Here is a 15,173-nt window from a genome sequence, read left to right as displayed (position 1 = left end):
CCCAGGACAACCGGTTGGGTTCGCCGGATACCTGGTTGTCCTCGGAGGACACCCGGTTGGGTTCGCCGGACACCTGGTTGTCCTCGGAGGACAACGGGTTGGGTCCGCCGGACAACTGGTTGTCCTCCGAGGACAGCGGGTTGGGTCCGCCGGACAACCGGTTGGGTTCAGAGGGTGGCGGGGCTGGTCTTTAGCTAAGAAGCCGTTTGGGGTCAATGAAAGAGTAGTCAGAACGGTGTAGAGACGCATACTTGCGTCTCGTCGTTGAACGGCAATCGTTGGGCCGGCGCGGCCGACGAGACGCAAGTATGCGTCTCTACACGGTTCAACGGCCTGAAAAATCAACGCAAACAGCAGCTTAGGAAAGGGGCCGGCGCTGCGCTTCATCCCCCTCATCCGACGCTTCGGCAACCTTTAGTTTCCCCGGCCCCGGCCGCGCTTCACCTTTGGGCATCACTTCACCGCGCTGCCCATGAAACGCCTGTTCCTCCCGCTGCTTGTTCTGCTGACCCTGTTGGCCCGGCCCCTGGCCGCCCAGACGCCCGCCACCACCCTCAGCGGCACCGTGCGCGACGCCGCCGGCCACCCGCTGCCGGGCGTAAACGTGTTTCTGAAAACCACCTTCGACGGCACCAGCACCGACTCCGTGGGCCGCTTCCGCTTCCGCACCCGCGCCACGGGCACCCTGCCGCTGGTGGTCACTACACTGGGCTACCTGCCCCAGGAGCGGGCCGTGACGCTTGATGGCAAAGCCCAGACCTTCACCTTTGCTTTGAAGGAAGTGCGCAACCAGCTCGGCGACGTGGTGATTACCTCGGGCACCTTCGAGGCTGGCGAAACCCGGCGCAGCACCCTGTTTACGGCCCGCGACGTGTATACCACCGCCGGGGCCAGCGCCGACGTAGCCGGGGCCTTCAACACCATGCCCGGCACCACCCGCAACGGGGAGGAAGGCAAGCTGTTTGTGCGCGGCGGGGCCGCCGGCGAAACCAAGCAGTATTTGGATGGGATGTTGCTGCAAAGCCCCTACAATGCCAGCCTGGGCGGCGTGCCGGCCCGGGGGCGGTTTTCGCCCCAGCTCTTCAAGGGCATGGCCTTCAGCACCGGCGGCTACTCGGCCGAGTACGGGCAGGCGCTGTCGGCGGTGGTGGCGCTCACTACCGAAGACCTGGCCCCGGAAACGCAGACCGGCATCTCGCTCTTCTCGCTGGGCGGGCTGAGCCTCTCGCACCAGCACCGGGCCGAGCGGTCGTCGGTGGCGGTGAGCGGCGACTACATGAACATGCGTCCCTACTTCGGGCTGGTGCCCCAGCAGATGCTGACGGCCTTCGAGTCGGGGGGCGGCTCGGTGGCGCTGCGCCATAAAGTAGGCGAGCTGGGCATGGCCAAGGTGTACGGGCAGTTTACGAAGCAGAACATGGGCGTGCGTCTGCCCGACGCCGACTGGGCCGGGGGCCGCCCCGCCGGCCTGCAGTCCGACAACACCTACCTGAACGCCACCTTCCGCAACGTCCTCACCCGCGGCTGGTCCGTCCAGACGGGCCTGGCCGCTACCCGCGACCAGCAGAGCCAGCGCATCAGCCTGCGCGATGCCGGCACGGGGGCCGAAAGCCAGCAGGCCGGGCGCGAGCTGGAGCACTCCCTGGTGGGCCGGCTGGTGCTCACCAACGACTCGGCCAGCGCCTACTGGAACCTGAAAGTGGGCCTCGAAGGCTTGGTGCAGCGCGACCAGCAGCGCTTCCAGGCCGGGCCCCGCGACATGCTCTTTGGGTTTGATGAGCGCCGGGCCGCGGGCTTCGCCGAAACCAACTTTACCCTGAGCAACAAGCTGGTGGGAAGGGTAGGGGCCCGGGCCGAGTACTCCGGCATCCTGAGCCGCTGGAATGCCGCGCCCCGGGTGGCCCTGGCCTACCAGCTGAACGAGAAAACCCAGCTTTCCGGGGCCTGGGGCTACTTCTACCAGACTCCCGCCAACGACCTGCTGCGCGGAGCCGCCCGGCCCCGGCAGTTGCGCTTCGAGCAGGCCCGGCACTGGCAGCTCACCTACCTGCGCACCCATCAGAACCGCACCCTGCGCGTGGAGGCCTACTCGAAAGCCTACGCCCATCTGGTGCGCTACGACCAAAGCCCGCCCTTCAGCTTCCTCACGCCCCCCGACCCGGCCACCTACCGCAGCACCGGCACCGGCTACGCCCGCGGCCTCGACGTGCTGCTGCGCGACAAGAAAACCATCAAGAACGGCGACTATTGGATCAGCTACGGCTTTCTGGACACCCGCCGCCAGCAGCGCCAGGACCCCGTATCGGCCGTGCCTACCTTCGCCGCCCGCCACAACCTGAGCGTGGTGGGCAAGTACTGGGTGGGCAAACTCCACACGCTGGTGGGGGCCACCTACACCTACAACAGCCCCCGCGCCTACTACAACCCCAACGACCGGACCGGCTATAACGCCGGCCGCCTGCCCAGCTTCCAGGATTTCAGCCTGAACGCCAGCTACGTGACCAAGCTGTGGCAAAACTTCACCATCGTGCACGTAAGCTGCTCCAACGTGCTGGGCCGCCCGAACGTGTTCGGCTACCGCTACGGCACCACCCGCGACGACAGCGGCCAGTTTGCCCGCGTAGCCGTGGAGCCTTCGGCCCCGCGCATGGTGTTCGTGGCCCTGCTGATTTCCATCAACAAAAAGCGCCCGGCCGATACGAATACGGCGCCGGAGTAGGGGCCTCACCCCCGGCCCCGCGCGCCTCACCCCCGGCCCCTCTCCTAAGGGAGAGGGGAGCCTGACGACGCAGCTTCGGAGGCGCGAGCCTCCGAAGCTGCCCCAAATGAGTGGCATGCTGGTACAAGCACACCAGAACACGCGGGCCGCCGCTGAGAAGCGGCGGCCCGCGTCCGTCCGCGCCTCCGTGGCTCCCCTCTCCCTTAGGAGAGGGGCCGGGGGTGAGGCCCGCGGGGCCGGGGGTGAGGCCCGCTGCGCTTCATCCCGCCAATCCGACACTTCGGCAACATAAAGTTTCAAACGGCCCGCTCTGCGCCCACCTTTGACCCACTCTTCCACCACTTCTCCTTCTTCCCTTTTCGCCATGAAAAAAAACCTGCTGATGCTCGCCCTGGCCGCTGCCTCCTTCACCGCCGCCGCCCAACAGAAACCCGCCGCCCCGGCTGCCGCCAAAGCCGTAGCCGCCCCGGCCGGCTACACCGAGATGATGGCCGCTACCATTACGGAGCTGATGAGCACCGGCGACCCGGCCCAGCTGAAAGAAACCGTGAGCAAGCTGGAGCGGGCCGCCGCCGCCGCCCCCACCGACTGGCTGCCCCGCTACTACCAGGCTTACGGCAACGTCGTCACGGCCTTCGTAAGCAAGGAAGACGGCGACGTGAAAGACAAATACCTCGACCAGGCCGAGGCCCAAATTGCCCAGGCCCGCAAGCTGGGCGGGGAGGAGTCGGAGCTGCTGGTGCTGCAGGCCTACGTGTACCAGGCCCGCCTGGGCATTGCCCCCATGACGCGCTCCATGAAGTACTCGGGCATGGTGGGGGAAGCCCTCACTCAGGCCAAGGCGCTGAACCCCGCCAACCCGCGCATCTACCTCGTGCAGGGCAACAACCTGCACTTCACGCCCAAGATGTTCGGCGGCGGGCCCGAGGCGGCGAAGCCCGTGTTTGAGGAAGCCAAAGCCCGCTACGCTGCCTTCCGGCCCGCCACGCCGCTGGCTCCGAGCTGGGGCGAGCGGCAGGTGCTGGGCCGCCTGAAAAGCTACGAGCAGCCCGCCGCCGCCGCACCGGCCCAGGCCGCCAAGTAGCCCCTAGCCGAAACGCCCGGTCCGGAAAAGGGCCGGGCGTTTTGGCGCGTCCGCGGCTTTGCGCTCAGCGCTTATCTTGCCATGCTTTTTGCCCCGCTACCACCCGCCACTGCCTGCGCCATGTCCGAATATGCTCCTGCCACGTCGCCGCTGCGTGCCCCGCGCCCGTGGCTGCGGCTGATGGTGGTGCTGCTGCTGGTTTCGGCCATCATCAGCTTCTTCACCTGCCTGCACTGCTTCGACAACCCGCAGCTGCTGCTGATCAACTTCACGCTGACGTTCTTATACACCGCGGGCCTGTGGCTGGCCAACGGCTACTCCGTCGATTGGCTCGATAAGTATGTGGGCTGGAAGCAGGCCCCGGCCCGGCGCATGGTGCTCACGCTGCTGGTGTCGCTGGTGGGGTCGTTGGCGGTAATTATGATGGTGCGGCTGGGCTACATCCTGTACCGGCACCAGGATCCGGCCCGGCTGTTTTCGGCCCAATACGTCGATGGCTACGTGTTTCCACTGGTCATCACGGTTATCTGCTCGCTGTTTATGCACAGCCGCTCGTTTTTGCTGGGCTGGCGCGAGGCGCTGGTGCGCAACGAGCGCCTGCAGAAGGAAATGGCCCAGGCCGAGGCCGAAAGCCTGCGCCAGCAGCTCGACCCGCACTTCATGTTCAACGCCCTGAACGCGCTGACCTCGTTGGTGGAGGAGGAGCCCAAAGTGGCGGTGCGCTTCATCCGCCAGCTCTCGCAGGTGTACCGCTACGTGCTCGATGCCCGCCAGCGCGAGGTGGTGCCCCTGGCCGACGAGCTGGAATTTGCCCAATCCTACCTGTTTCTGCAAAACATCCGCTACGGCGACGCCCTGCACGTAACCATGCCCCGCCCCGCTGAGGTGCCGCCGCACGCCGTGGTGCCGCCGTTGAGCCTGCAGCTGCTGCTCGAAAACGCCCTCAAGCACAACGCCGCCAGCAGTAGCCAGCCCCTGCACCTGCACATCACCCTGGACGAGGCCGCCCGCACCCTGACCGTGCGCAACTCCCTGCGCCCGCGCCGCCTGGGCCCCGAAGAGTCGCTGGGCATCGGCCTGCCCAACCTGACGGCCCGCTACGCCCACCTTACCGCCGCGCCCGTGGTGGTGGAGCACACGGAGCAGGAGTTCGTGGTGACGCTGCCGGTGCTGAGCTTGGTGTGAGGGATGGGCTGGGAATTAGGTAGTAGGCTAAGTATAACCACCGTTTTTGTGAACTTTATGGCCGCTTTTATGGCTGCGGGGAGGGTGGGGCTTCGGTCAGCCCTTTTGTAGGCAATGTCTTCATAAGGTGCACGAGAAGTTGGTGCCTGTCCTTGATACTTCCTTAACGAACGACGCAAAAAAGGCGAGCACTTGGGCCCGCCTTTTTTGCGTCGTTCCGCATCATGCCGTGAGCTTATTCCACTGTGAGGCGCAGGGTGCGACCACCGGCGCGCATCACGTACACGCCCGCCGGCAGCCCGGCTGGCAGCGCCAGCGCGGCCGTGCCCGCTACGTCAGCCGTGGCGCTCGCCACGGCGCGGCCCAGCGCGTCGTACACCGCGACCCGGGCACCGGGTGCCGCGCCCGTGAGCATGGTCCTGCGGGTGGCCGGGTTGGGGTACAGGGCCAGGTCTGCCGCACCACTCATAGCCACGGTGCGCACTGGCGAGTAGCTGAACGTGCTGTCGGCGTCCACCTGCTTGAGGCGGTAGTAGAGCGTGGCCGCGCCGCCGGGCAGCTGGCTGTCCAGCAGTTCGTAGCTTCGGGCACTGCCGCTGCTGCCGGCCGCGCCCACCGTGCCAATGCGCTCGAAGCGGGTGCCGTCCCGGCTGCGCTCGACGTCAAACGCGCGGCTGTTCTTTTCCGAGGCCGTGGCCCAGGCCAGGCGCACGGCCCGGTTGCCCGCAGCCGTGGCCGTGAAGGCGCTCAACTCCACCGGCAGCGGGTTGGCGCTGTTGCCCAACGTCCAGACCGAGAAATCGGCGATGCCCGTTTTAATGATGGCGTTGCCCGCGGCCGTGGTGCCGCGTTGCGGAATCCAAGGGGTGCCGCCGCTCACCGACTTAAAAAGGGCCAGGTTAGCCGCCGGAATGCCGTTGCGCTCGTGGTCAAAGTAGGCAAAGTCCATCGTCACGTCCAACCCCGTGTTCACGGCCGGTTGGATGTCGAAAAAGCGCAGGATGCTCTGGCTGGTGCCGGCCCCGGTCCGGGCCGTGCCCGTGGTGCGCGTCACCAGCGTAGCGCCGGGGGCGGTCGAGCCGGCAGCCGGGGTCAGCGCCAGCCCCAACCCGCCAAAGGTCTCGGCCGTGCCGGGGGCTAGCGGGCGGGTGGCGGCCACCTGGCCCAGCACGTAGCTGGTTTCGCTTTCGCTCAGCGTGGCCGAACCGCCCAGGTTCACTTGGTAGGCACCCGTGGTTGTCAGCGTGCCGCTGGTCAGGGTCAGGGCCTGATTGATGGTCACGTTTTGGGCCAGCTGCACGGTGCCGCTGGGCTTATTTATTGCCAGCGTTGTGAAGTCGCTGCCGTTGCTCAGAGTCTGGGTGGCGGCGCTGCCGACCAACGCAACGGTGCCGCTCAGCGTGGCCGTGCCGCTGTTGGCGAAGTTGCCGCTCAATTGGAGCGTGCCCCCGCTGCCGATGGTCATCGACGCGCCGTTGGCGACCGTGAGGTTGGTGGCGCTGGCCGCCGTGGTGAGCACCGGAAAGTTGGCCGCACCCGCCGGAATGCTCACGTCGTCGGTGGCGGTGGGCACTACCCCGTTGCTCCAGTTACCGGCCACGTTCCAAGCGTTGCCCGCGGCGCCGGTCCACACGTTGCCGGGCACAAAGGTGTACGTCTGGCCGGTCAGGGGGCAGGGTAGGTTGTTGTTTGACACGTTACGAACACTGGTAGCCGTGTTGGTGGGGTTGCTTAGGGTCTGGAAATCCTCCCCCAGGCCCTTCATCCCAATGGTACCCGTCACAGCCGCAGAAGAGGCTTCGCGACGGTATACATACTCAATACGCCCCGACGTTTCGTGAAGCTTTACCTGAAACGAAATAACGTTGCTAGTAGTAGGGTTCGGGTTCACAAAGGCGCCAAAACGCAGCCATTCCATTGTCAGCACGCGGTTGGGGGCCGTTCCGGTCACGGCGTACTGGGCCGATGCTCCTGGTCCTCCGCCGTCTAGGTCGTCCCAAAATGGCGCGAGGGCCGGCAGGCTGCTGCCCGACACGCTGTTGATGCTGAAGTTATTGGTTAGCGAGGTACTCAGCGTACTACCGAAACCCAGCAGGCCATTCGATGAAACCCGAAACGAAGTGTAGTTCACACCTTCAAAAGGAAAGCTGAACGAAATGGCAATAGGACCCGACACCACGTCGTCGGCCAGAATGCTGTTTACCGGCGTGCCCCCGCTGACGGGCGTGTACGTGCCCGACGAAGGCGTGAGCCGATAAGTTGAAGCTGTTTGGGCTCGCACACCGGTTGCGGCACACCAGCACACGCCCGCTATAACACCCATGCGCCGCAGGCTACGGCCAGATAACGGAGCGAGTGTCTTGAAAAACAGGTAGTGTCGTACTGGATTCTGCATGAAGCATTTAAAAATTGGAGTTTCAATGCAAGATAAGATTAATCAAGTGCACCTGATACAATTGCTGAGGCTTTAGCCAGCCCCTCAAGAATAGAGGTACGCTTCAGCCCTCCTTTCACTGAACACTAACAACTGCTCTACAACAGGGCGCAACGTGCCCACTGCGGGGTGGCCTGGGTTCAAAAAACTGGTTCACCAAATCAAAGTTCACGGAACCCAGTTAGGGATGAGTTTCGTGAACTCCCCTGCCACGCATTACCTAATACCAGAGAGTAGCTCATCAGCATATTTCCCACATTTGCCCCCACGCCCTACCTTTCCCATAAAAAAGCATGAACGCCTTCGTAATCGAAGATGAGCCGCTGGCCGCCGCCTCACCGATTTGCTGCGCCGCCAAAGCCCGCCCGTGGCAGTGCGCGGCACCGCCGACTCGGTAGAAGCCGCCGTGGCGCTGCTCCAGGCCGCGCCCTTCGGCAAGTGGGCAAACCCGCCGGAAGCCTGGCGTGCCGGCCGGCGCTAGTCCGCTCCGCTGTCCGGGGCTGCGCCCAGCGCGGCGGCCCGCTGCTGGAGCCGGGCCCGCAGCTGCGCTTTGAATTCTTCGCGCAGCTGCACCTGGTTCAGGTTGGCGGCCGGCCGGGCGGCGCGGGCAATGAGGTAGGTTTGCTGCTGATAGCGGCGGCAGAGCACGCACAGGCGCAGATGCACGCGCATAGCCAGGAGCGTCCCCCAGCTCAGGGGCTGCTCGGCCTTGATTTCCAGCAGACGGGTTACCTGGTAGCAGTTGAGCATGTAGAAGTTTGGGGTGGAACGGCCACGACGGGCAATGGATAAACGGCGGGCACCGTCGGGCGAGAGGCCCTGGCAGCCAGCGGCCCGGCCCACCCCCGCGCCGAAGTCGGCCGGCCGCTGGGCGTCAGGATCTGCGCCCGAAGCGTACCGGCCAGCCGGGCCCAAAGAAATAACGGCGGATGGTGAGGGGCCATGACGAAGGTAGTTCTGGTTTCCGGACCGGTAGATGCCTGCCTTGCCGCGTCCTTACCACGCCGCCCGGATTCTGTCGGCCACCGCGCCGCTGCCTACCATTCCCAGGCCACCCCCACTGTATACTGGCTGCCCGAGTACACGTTGCGCAGCTTGCCGAAGCCCGTCGCCCAGTCGGCCGTGACTGACAGCTTTTTGGTGAGGGCATAGCTGGCCCCCAGGCTGGCCGTGGAATAGGCCACGCCCTCGCCCAGGCCAATGGTGCCGAACTTGGTCAGGTCCGGGGGGCGCACGTTGTCGAGGGTGCGGGCGGTGGCCGTGAGCCAGAGCTTGCCCAGGAACTGGTAGCCCACCTGCGCCCCGTAGCTGTACTGGCTGGTGAAGCCGCCGGTGCGCTTATTATAGCCCGCGCTCAGGGTGAAAAAGGCGGGCACCTTGCGCAGGCTGTGCGACAGCGCGGCCCGGGTCCACACGTTCCACTCGCCGTCGCCGGTGGGCAGGCGCAGGTACACATCGGGGTTGGTGCGGCTGCGGCCGAAGGTGTTGGGGTTGCCCAGCGGCGCTTCCACGGCTACGCCCACGGCCAGCGGCCAGCGCCCCGTGAGCACGCCGTAGCGCATCCCTATTTCGGGGTCGCCCACGCCCTGGCCCGCCGAGAGGTCGGGGAAGGTGGCGCGCCGAAATACCGGGAAGCTGAGCGTGGCCTCCAGCCGGTCGGTCAGGCCGTACTCGCCGTAGAGGCTGTATACCTGCTGGCGGAAGCGGGCCGTGCTGATGGTGCCGCCCGGCAGCGGGTGGTAGCGGTCGGTGCTGACGGTGGTCAGGCCGGCCTTCACGTAGCCCTTCTTCTTTTTGCGGGTCCAGCCGCCGCCGGCCAGTGCGTTGGTAGTCAGCAGCCAGCCGGCCAGCGCCAGCAGCAGCCCGCGGCGGAAACAGGTGCCGCGGGCGAAAGTGAGGGCAGTGCGCATGGACTATTGCAGCAGGGCGGCTCCGAAGTTGTACTGAGCCGGGTCGCAGTGAATGATGACGTGGGTGAAGCCCGTGCTGCTGCCGGGGATGGCCAGCGTCTGGGCCCCGTCGCGGGTGATGGTGCCCACGCGCAGCACGTTGGCGGCACTGGCGGCGCGCTGCACCCGCACCAGCTCATCGGACTTAGCCAGGTACACGCCCAGCGAGCCGGTATGAAAATCGGTGCGGAAGCTGGCATCGAAGCGCACGTACTCGGTGCCCGACGCGTCGCGCTCCAGGGCCAGCGTGCCGCTGCTCGGCACGCCGCCCTGCGGCCGCATGGTGCCGGTGCGTACGGTTGCCGGCCCGGCTGGCACCACCACCACGCCCGCGCCCGGCGGATCAACGATGTCTTTGTTGCAGGCGCTCAAGACCGTAGCAACGGCCACAAGTACCAGAAAAATCAGGCGGGGGAAGGCAAGCATGGGCTGAAGTAGTATAGGGTGAACAAACCACAAAGCCGTGCCCGCCAGAGCGGTGCGCGGCGTGATTACAGCACGCCGGCCAGGCCGCTGATGCTCACGGCCACCACGGCCGTGTTGAAGGCAAACGAGAGCACGCCGTGCAGTAGGGCCGCGTGGCGTAGCGGCCGGCCGTAGATGCTCACGTCGGAGGTCTGGGCCGTCATGCCGAGGCCGAAGGCAAAGTAGGCGAAGTCGAGGTAGTCGGGGCGGGGCGAGCCGGGCGGAAACTCCAGGCCGCCGGGCGCGGGGCCGGCGTTGTAGTAGAGGTGGGCGTAGCGGAGCGCGAATACCGTGTGCAGCAGCCCCCAGGCCGCCGCCACGCCCGCCCCGGCCAGCCCCACGTGGGTCAGGCGCACGGCGGGTGGCAGCGTGGGCATCATGCCCGTGCTCAGCAGCAAGCCCACCGCCGAGAGGCTGCAGGCCACGGCCACCGGCACCAGCCCAAACGCCACCACCCGCCCCGGGGATTCCCGCGCCGCCACGGTCCGGGTATGGCCCGCGTCGGCGGTCAGCAGCAGGCACCAGATCAGGGCCAGTGAGGTGAGGGCGAAGGCATCCCAGGCTACCACGGCGCGGCCGGCCGGCGGCAGCTCCACGGGGGCCAGCGCGTAGCCGGCCAGCCCCAGGGCCAGGGCCGCCCCAAACCGCCCGCCCACCGGCCAGCTGCCCGCCCGCCGCAGCAGGCGGAAGGCGAGGGGCCGGGCGGCGCGGGTTCGGGTGGTGGGCACGGCCGGGGCTAGTTGCGCGAGGTAAGGGCCGCGCGGCTCAGCGGCAGGCTGGCCACGCCCACGATGTGGCGCGACTTTTTTTCCTGCACCAGCACCACGGCCCGCAGGTTCGTTACTTTCCAGGTGGCGGCCAGCGGCAGCGGGGCCGTGGCGGTAAAGGTGCCGTCGGCGGCTACCGGGCCCAGGGTGCGCAGCTCCCGCACCACGGCGGCGTGGCGCAGCAGGCGGCCCGAGTTTTCGCCCCGGCCCACCTGCGTCGACAGGTTGCTTTCGGTGAGGGCCAGCGCTACTTCGGCGGCGGCCGTGCCGGCCGGCAGATCCGCCACGCGCACCGTGAGGCCGCCGGCTGCCGTGCGGGCCAGCTGCACCGTGGCGCGGGGGGCCTTGGCGGCCTTCACGATGGTGGCGGCCAGCTCCTGGCGGCGGCTGCCCACGAACTCGTACTGCCCGTTCACGACGGCCTGCGGGGTGTAGGAGCCCGAGCCGAAGCCCGCGGCGTAGTCGCGCTGGCGCTGGGTGAGGGCTGCCGACGCGTACGGGTCTTTCCAGCCCAGCCGGTTCCAGTAGTCCACGTGCTGGCCCAGCGCAAGTACCTCAATGCCCGGCAACGACTGCTCGTTTTCCAGCGCCCGCAGCGCGGCATCGGCGGCCGGGCAGCTGGAGCAGCCTTCGGAAGTGAACAGCTCCACCACCACCGGCACCGGCGGGGTGGCGGCGTTGGGCGCGTCCGGCATCAGCATCGGGCGGGCACTCATCAGCACGGCGGCCGTGGCTACCGTGATAAAAGGGGTGAGGGCAAGGGCAATCCGTTTCATGGCAAGAGCAGGTGTAGAGGAAACAGCGGTGTTTCGAGGGGCTAGACGAGCTGGCTCGTCACTCCTTACAAGTGGTCGGAAAAAAGCCGCCCGCCGCTCCCGCGCGGCGGGGAGCCTGCTCGTTGGGCCACAGCCGGGCCGGCAAGGAATAGCGCAGCTGGTGCCGAGCTGAGCGGAACGGCAGCGGGACCTTCCCAGACCGGGGCAAACGGGCCGGCGGCGTCGCGGAGTGAAACATGCACGTAGCGTACGTCGCCCAAATCGTCGTAAGTGCTGATGCCGGGCTGCGCCGTAGTGCCGAGCACGGCCAGCGAGCCGGGAGCGTGGGCGAGCAGGGCGTGGCTGAGCAGCACATACTCGTGGGAGGGAATGTCGTTTTTGAGCAGGCGGTGCAGCACCACCACGGCCTCCCCGAAGGGCTTGCGCTGCTGCCGCACCGTGGTGAAGCCCAGCGGGCCGGCGTGCGCCACCACCTTCAGCGTGAGCCTGCGCACCGACTGGCAGGCCGCGCAGCCGCAGGGGCAGGTGCTGACGAATTCCTGCACCCAGCCGTGAAACGCCCGGAACATGCGCCGCGCCTGCGCCACGATCTGGGCGGGTGTCGGCACGCTTTCTTCCCGGTAGAACAGCACGGCGTCGCCCTCGATTTCGGCCACCGTCAGGTTCAGCTCGTTGGCGCTGATGAGCGTTTCGAGCAGCTCTGAGATGATGTGCTGACTGTGCTCCAGCTCCGTTTCGTGGACGAAAGTCGTGAAGCCGCTGATGTCGGGCATGAGCAGGAGGGAGGCGGAAGGCAGCATGGTACGGGGCGTTAGGAAGGTGAAACGGCGGCGGTAAGCTGCCAGCGTTCCGGTAGACGCCCCACGCGGCCGACCCTTACGCGGGAGCCGCAAATACATCCGGCTCCGCCCCGAAATCCCCGCGCCACCGGCCCTAAATCCGGGAGATAAAAAAAAGTTGCCATTGCGTGTAAGGTTCTTCGAAAGGGCGCGTCTTCCGAAGCAGCGCGGCTTGTTCTCCGGGCTGCCCCGCCATGCTGTCGGCTTCCCGACTCTGACCATATCCTGCCGTCTCTTCACAAGCCTCCCATGAAAAAGATTGTCGAAAAGCATTCCCTAGCCATCCGGTGGTTTCACTGGGTCAACTTTCCGGTTCTCTCGCTCATGATCTGGAGCGGCCTCTGGATCTACTGGGCCAACGACGTGTACCGCCTCGGCTGGGGCGATACCACGCTGCTCAAGTTCTTCCCCGACTCGTTCAACAAGGCCCTGAGCCTGGACCACAAGCTGGGCCAGGGCATGAGCTGGCACTTCGTGCTGATGTGGGCGTTTTTCCTCAACGGCCTGCTCTACGTGCTCTACACCGCGTTTTCGGGCGAGTGGCGCTACTTGCTGCCCAACCGGCATTCGTTCCGCGAAGCCATCCAGGTCACGCTCTACGACCTGGGCATCAGCAAGCAGCACCCGACCATCCGTAAGTTCAACGGGGCCCAGCAGATTGCCTACACTTCCGTCATCGTCATGGGGCTGGGCTCATTGCTCACGGGGCTGGCCATTTATAAGCCCACGCAGTTCGGCTGGCTCACCCAGCTGCTCGGCGGCTACGAGTTTGCCCACATCCTGCATTTCGCCCTTACCATCGGCTACGTGCTGTTCTTCCTGGTGCATATCGCGCAGGTGGTGCGGGCCGGCTGGAACAACTTCCGGGCCATGGTGGCCGGCTTTGAGGTGGAAGAAGTGAACCCGCGCACCCATGAAATTGTGGCCGGCCCCACTGCGCTGCCCGCCGCCGATGCCTCGTTCGCCCCTACTGCGCCCCAGGCCTGATCTTCCGTCTCTTCGCCTTCCTTCCTATGACCGACGAAACCCAATCCGCGCCCGAGTACACGCCCACGCCCGCCGAGGCCGCCGAAGAAGCCGCGGCCCTACGCACGGCCGCCCACCGCTCCCGCCGCTCGTTTATCGGGCTGGGGCTGGCCGGAGCCGCCGGCGTATTCGGCTGGGGCTGGCTGATTTCCAGGCCCCAGGAGCAGGGCATTCCGCGGCCCCTGCGGCAGGTGCTGGAGTTCAACGACAACCTGACCAGCGCCTATTACCGCAACACCCGCTTGGCCCCGGAATTCGCCAGGAGCCGGGCCCGGAAAATCCGCACCAACGGCGACGTGGGCCTGGGCGGGGAGTTTGACCCGATGGCCTGGCGGCTGCGGGTGCAGGGCTTCGCACCGGCCGGCACCGCGCCCCGCGCGCAGGAGTTCACCTTCGCCCAGCTCCGGGCGCTGCCCCGCACCGAGATGACCACCGAGTTTAAGTGCGTGGAAGGCTGGAGCACCATCGTGACCTGGGCCGGCGTGCGCCTCTCCGACTTTCTGGCCAAGTATCCGCTGGCCACCCGCTCCGGCCGGGCCTTCGACCCCAACCACCCGCCCGCCGACGCGGCCCCCTTCGTGAGCCTGACCACTCCCGACCAGGAATACTACGTGGGCCTGGAAATCGAAAGTGCCCTGCACCCCCAAACGCTGCTCTGCTACGAGATGAACGGCGAGCCGCTGAGCCTGGAGCACGGGGCCCCGCTGCGGCTGGTGACGCCGCTCAAGTACGGCATCAAGCAGATCAAGCGCATCGGCACCATTGCCTTCGTGGAGAAGCGCCCGGCCGACTACTGGGCCGCCCGCGGCTACGACTGGCACGCCGGCCACTAGGGCCGAGGCTTTGCTCGTGGGTTCCGCCTTCTATCAAGAACAGGCCGCGCCAAAGCGGCAAATGGCGTCGGCGCGGAGGCTGCTGAGCGTCGCGGCCGTGCTCCTGACGCTGCTGGGTGCCATAACCGGACTTTCTGGTTGCCAATCCGAATCATCTTCCACCGACCAGCCTCAGCAACCTATGCCTCCTCACCTGACCCTTGCGGCCGGCTTCGCCAGCGCCTACACCCGCCGGGAAGTTATTTACGCCCGCTCGTTCGGCACCGCTCTGACGATGGACGTGTTTTCTCCCGAAAAGAAAGCCAATGGGGCAGGTGTTATTCTGTTTATCAGCGAAGGCTGGTACTCCGACCACGCCAAGATCGAGGAGCATATTCCGCGCTACATCGAGCCGCTGCTGGTTAAGGGGTACACCGTATTTGCCGTGGTGCATGGCAGCAACCCCAAGTTTACCCTGCCTGAAAACATCGAGGACGCGCACCGGGCGGTGCGCTTCATCCGGCACCACGCCCAGGCGTACGGTATCGACCCGAACCGTATCGGCAGCACCGGCGACTCGGCCGGTGGTCACTTGTCCTTAATGGTGGGCTGTGCGGGTCGTGCGGGCCAGCCGCAGGCACCGGACCCGGTCGACACGGAATCCAGCCAGGTGCAGGCCGTGGTGGCTTTTTACCCCCCGACTGACTTTCTCAATTGGGGCAAGCCCGGCAAGCACATGCTCGGGCAGCACCCGTTGGTTTCCCTCGAAGGGGCGTTTGACTTCGCCCGCCTCAACCCCGAAACCAACGCCTTTCAGCGCATTACTGCCCCCAAAGAGCGGGAAGCCATTGGGCGGCATGTATCACCCATCTCCCATGTCGGGCCGAATAATGCCCCCACGCTGCTGGTGGTAGGCGACGCGGATACGTTTATTCCGCCCCAACAGTCCGAAAGTATGGCTGCTAAGCTGAAGGCGGCAGGGGTGGCATCTGAGCTGGTGGTGATGCCCGGGGGTGGGCACGACGAAACGACTATTACGCGGCATTTGCCCCAGGCCCTGGCGTGGTTTGACCGGCACTTGGCGGCCCGAACTGCGGTGGCCGACCAGCCCTGAAGG

General features: G+C 66.3%; 14 protein-coding genes. 7 read left to right on the top strand and 7 right to left on the bottom strand.

Going from position 1 to position 15,173, the window contains the following annotated elements; translation table 11 throughout:
- Window positions 1–472 precede the first annotated feature (472 nt).
- From BUB62_RS15705 to BUB62_RS15695, 3 genes are all read left to right on the top strand, one after another.
- On the top strand, window positions 473–2,719 hold the full coding sequence (locus tag BUB62_RS15705; RefSeq protein WP_073111698.1) for a TonB-dependent receptor: 2,247 nt from the start codon (window positions 473–475) through the stop codon (window positions 2,717–2,719).
- Window positions 2,720–3,083: 364 nt separating this feature from the next.
- The gene (locus tag BUB62_RS15700; RefSeq protein WP_073111696.1) at window positions 3,084–3,803 is read left to right on the top strand and encodes a hypothetical protein; all 720 of its coding nucleotides are present in this window, start codon (window positions 3,084–3,086) and stop codon (window positions 3,801–3,803) included.
- 81 nt (window positions 3,804–3,884) lie between these two features.
- Window positions 3,885–4,988 (top strand): sensor histidine kinase, encoded by a 1,104-nt coding sequence (locus tag BUB62_RS15695; RefSeq protein ID WP_084539120.1) that lies wholly within the window; start codon window positions 3,885–3,887, stop codon window positions 4,986–4,988.
- A 235-nt stretch (window positions 4,989–5,223) separates the two neighbouring features.
- Here the strand turns inward: BUB62_RS15695 and BUB62_RS15690 are convergent, their stop codons facing one another.
- On the bottom strand, window positions 5,224–7,269 hold the full coding sequence (locus BUB62_RS15690) for a T9SS type A sorting domain-containing protein (protein ID WP_073111694.1): 2,046 nt from the start codon (window positions 7,267–7,269) through the stop codon (window positions 5,224–5,226).
- A 496-nt stretch (window positions 7,270–7,765) separates the two neighbouring features.
- On the opposite strand from BUB62_RS15690, the gene BUB62_RS19370 reads away from it, so the two are divergent.
- A complete protein-coding gene (locus tag BUB62_RS19370) occupies window positions 7,766–7,903 on the top strand; it encodes a hypothetical protein (RefSeq protein WP_159437477.1) in 138 nt (45 codons plus the stop codon).
- Here the strand turns inward: BUB62_RS19370 and BUB62_RS15685 are convergent.
- The 6 genes from BUB62_RS15685 to BUB62_RS15660 form a co-directional block, all read right to left on the bottom strand.
- A complete protein-coding gene (locus tag BUB62_RS15685) occupies window positions 7,900–8,337 on the bottom strand; it encodes an anti-sigma factor family protein (RefSeq protein ID WP_073111692.1) in 438 nt (145 codons plus the stop codon). The two genes, BUB62_RS19370 and BUB62_RS15685, sit on opposite strands and share 4 nt — an antisense overlap.
- A 122-nt stretch (window positions 8,338–8,459) precedes the next feature.
- The gene (locus BUB62_RS15680; protein WP_073111690.1) at window positions 8,460–9,332 is read right to left on the bottom strand and encodes a hypothetical protein; all 873 of its coding nucleotides are present in this window, start codon (window positions 9,330–9,332) and stop codon (window positions 8,460–8,462) included.
- A 3-nt stretch (window positions 9,333–9,335) separates the two neighbouring features.
- Window positions 9,336–9,797 carry a hypothetical protein gene (locus tag BUB62_RS15675; protein ID WP_073111688.1) on the bottom strand — a complete coding sequence of 154 codons (462 nt, stop codon included), beginning with the start codon at window positions 9,795–9,797 and terminating at the stop codon, window positions 9,336–9,338.
- A 65-nt stretch (window positions 9,798–9,862) separates the two neighbouring features.
- The gene (locus tag BUB62_RS15670) at window positions 9,863–10,564 is read right to left on the bottom strand and encodes a DUF1345 domain-containing protein (RefSeq protein WP_159437476.1); all 702 of its coding nucleotides are present in this window, start codon (window positions 10,562–10,564) and stop codon (window positions 9,863–9,865) included.
- A gap of 8 nt (window positions 10,565–10,572) precedes the next feature.
- Entirely contained in the window at window positions 10,573–11,379 is an 807-nt protein-coding gene (locus tag BUB62_RS15665; protein WP_073111686.1) for a DUF1223 domain-containing protein, read from the bottom strand.
- A gap of 65 nt (window positions 11,380–11,444) precedes the next feature.
- Window positions 11,445–12,179, bottom strand: a complete 735-nt coding sequence (locus BUB62_RS15660) for a DUF2652 domain-containing protein (protein WP_073111684.1) — start codon at window positions 12,177–12,179, stop codon at window positions 11,445–11,447.
- Window positions 12,180–12,467: 288 nt separating this feature from the next.
- On the opposite strand from BUB62_RS15660, the gene BUB62_RS15655 reads away from it, so the two are divergent.
- From BUB62_RS15655 to BUB62_RS15645, 3 genes are all read left to right on the top strand, one after another.
- Entirely contained in the window at window positions 12,468–13,205 is a 738-nt protein-coding gene (locus BUB62_RS15655; RefSeq protein WP_073111682.1) for a cytochrome b/b6 domain-containing protein, read from the top strand.
- 26 nt (window positions 13,206–13,231) lie between these two features.
- Complete coding sequence (locus BUB62_RS15650) at window positions 13,232–14,077, top strand: molybdopterin-dependent oxidoreductase (protein WP_073111680.1); 846 nt, start codon at window positions 13,232–13,234, stop codon at window positions 14,075–14,077.
- 181 nt (window positions 14,078–14,258) lie between these two features.
- Entirely contained in the window at window positions 14,259–15,170 is a 912-nt protein-coding gene (locus BUB62_RS15645; protein WP_073111678.1) for an alpha/beta hydrolase, read from the top strand.
- Window positions 15,171–15,173: the final 3 nt, after the last annotated feature.

Origin of the sequence: Hymenobacter daecheongensis DSM 21074 (assembly GCF_900141805.1) — a bacterium.
In the GTDB taxonomy this organism is placed as follows: Bacteria; Bacteroidota; Bacteroidia; order Cytophagales; family Hymenobacteraceae; genus Hymenobacter; species Hymenobacter daecheongensis.
The sequence above is the reverse complement of the archived record's forward strand: the minus strand, read 5'-3'. Positions and strand labels throughout refer to the sequence as shown.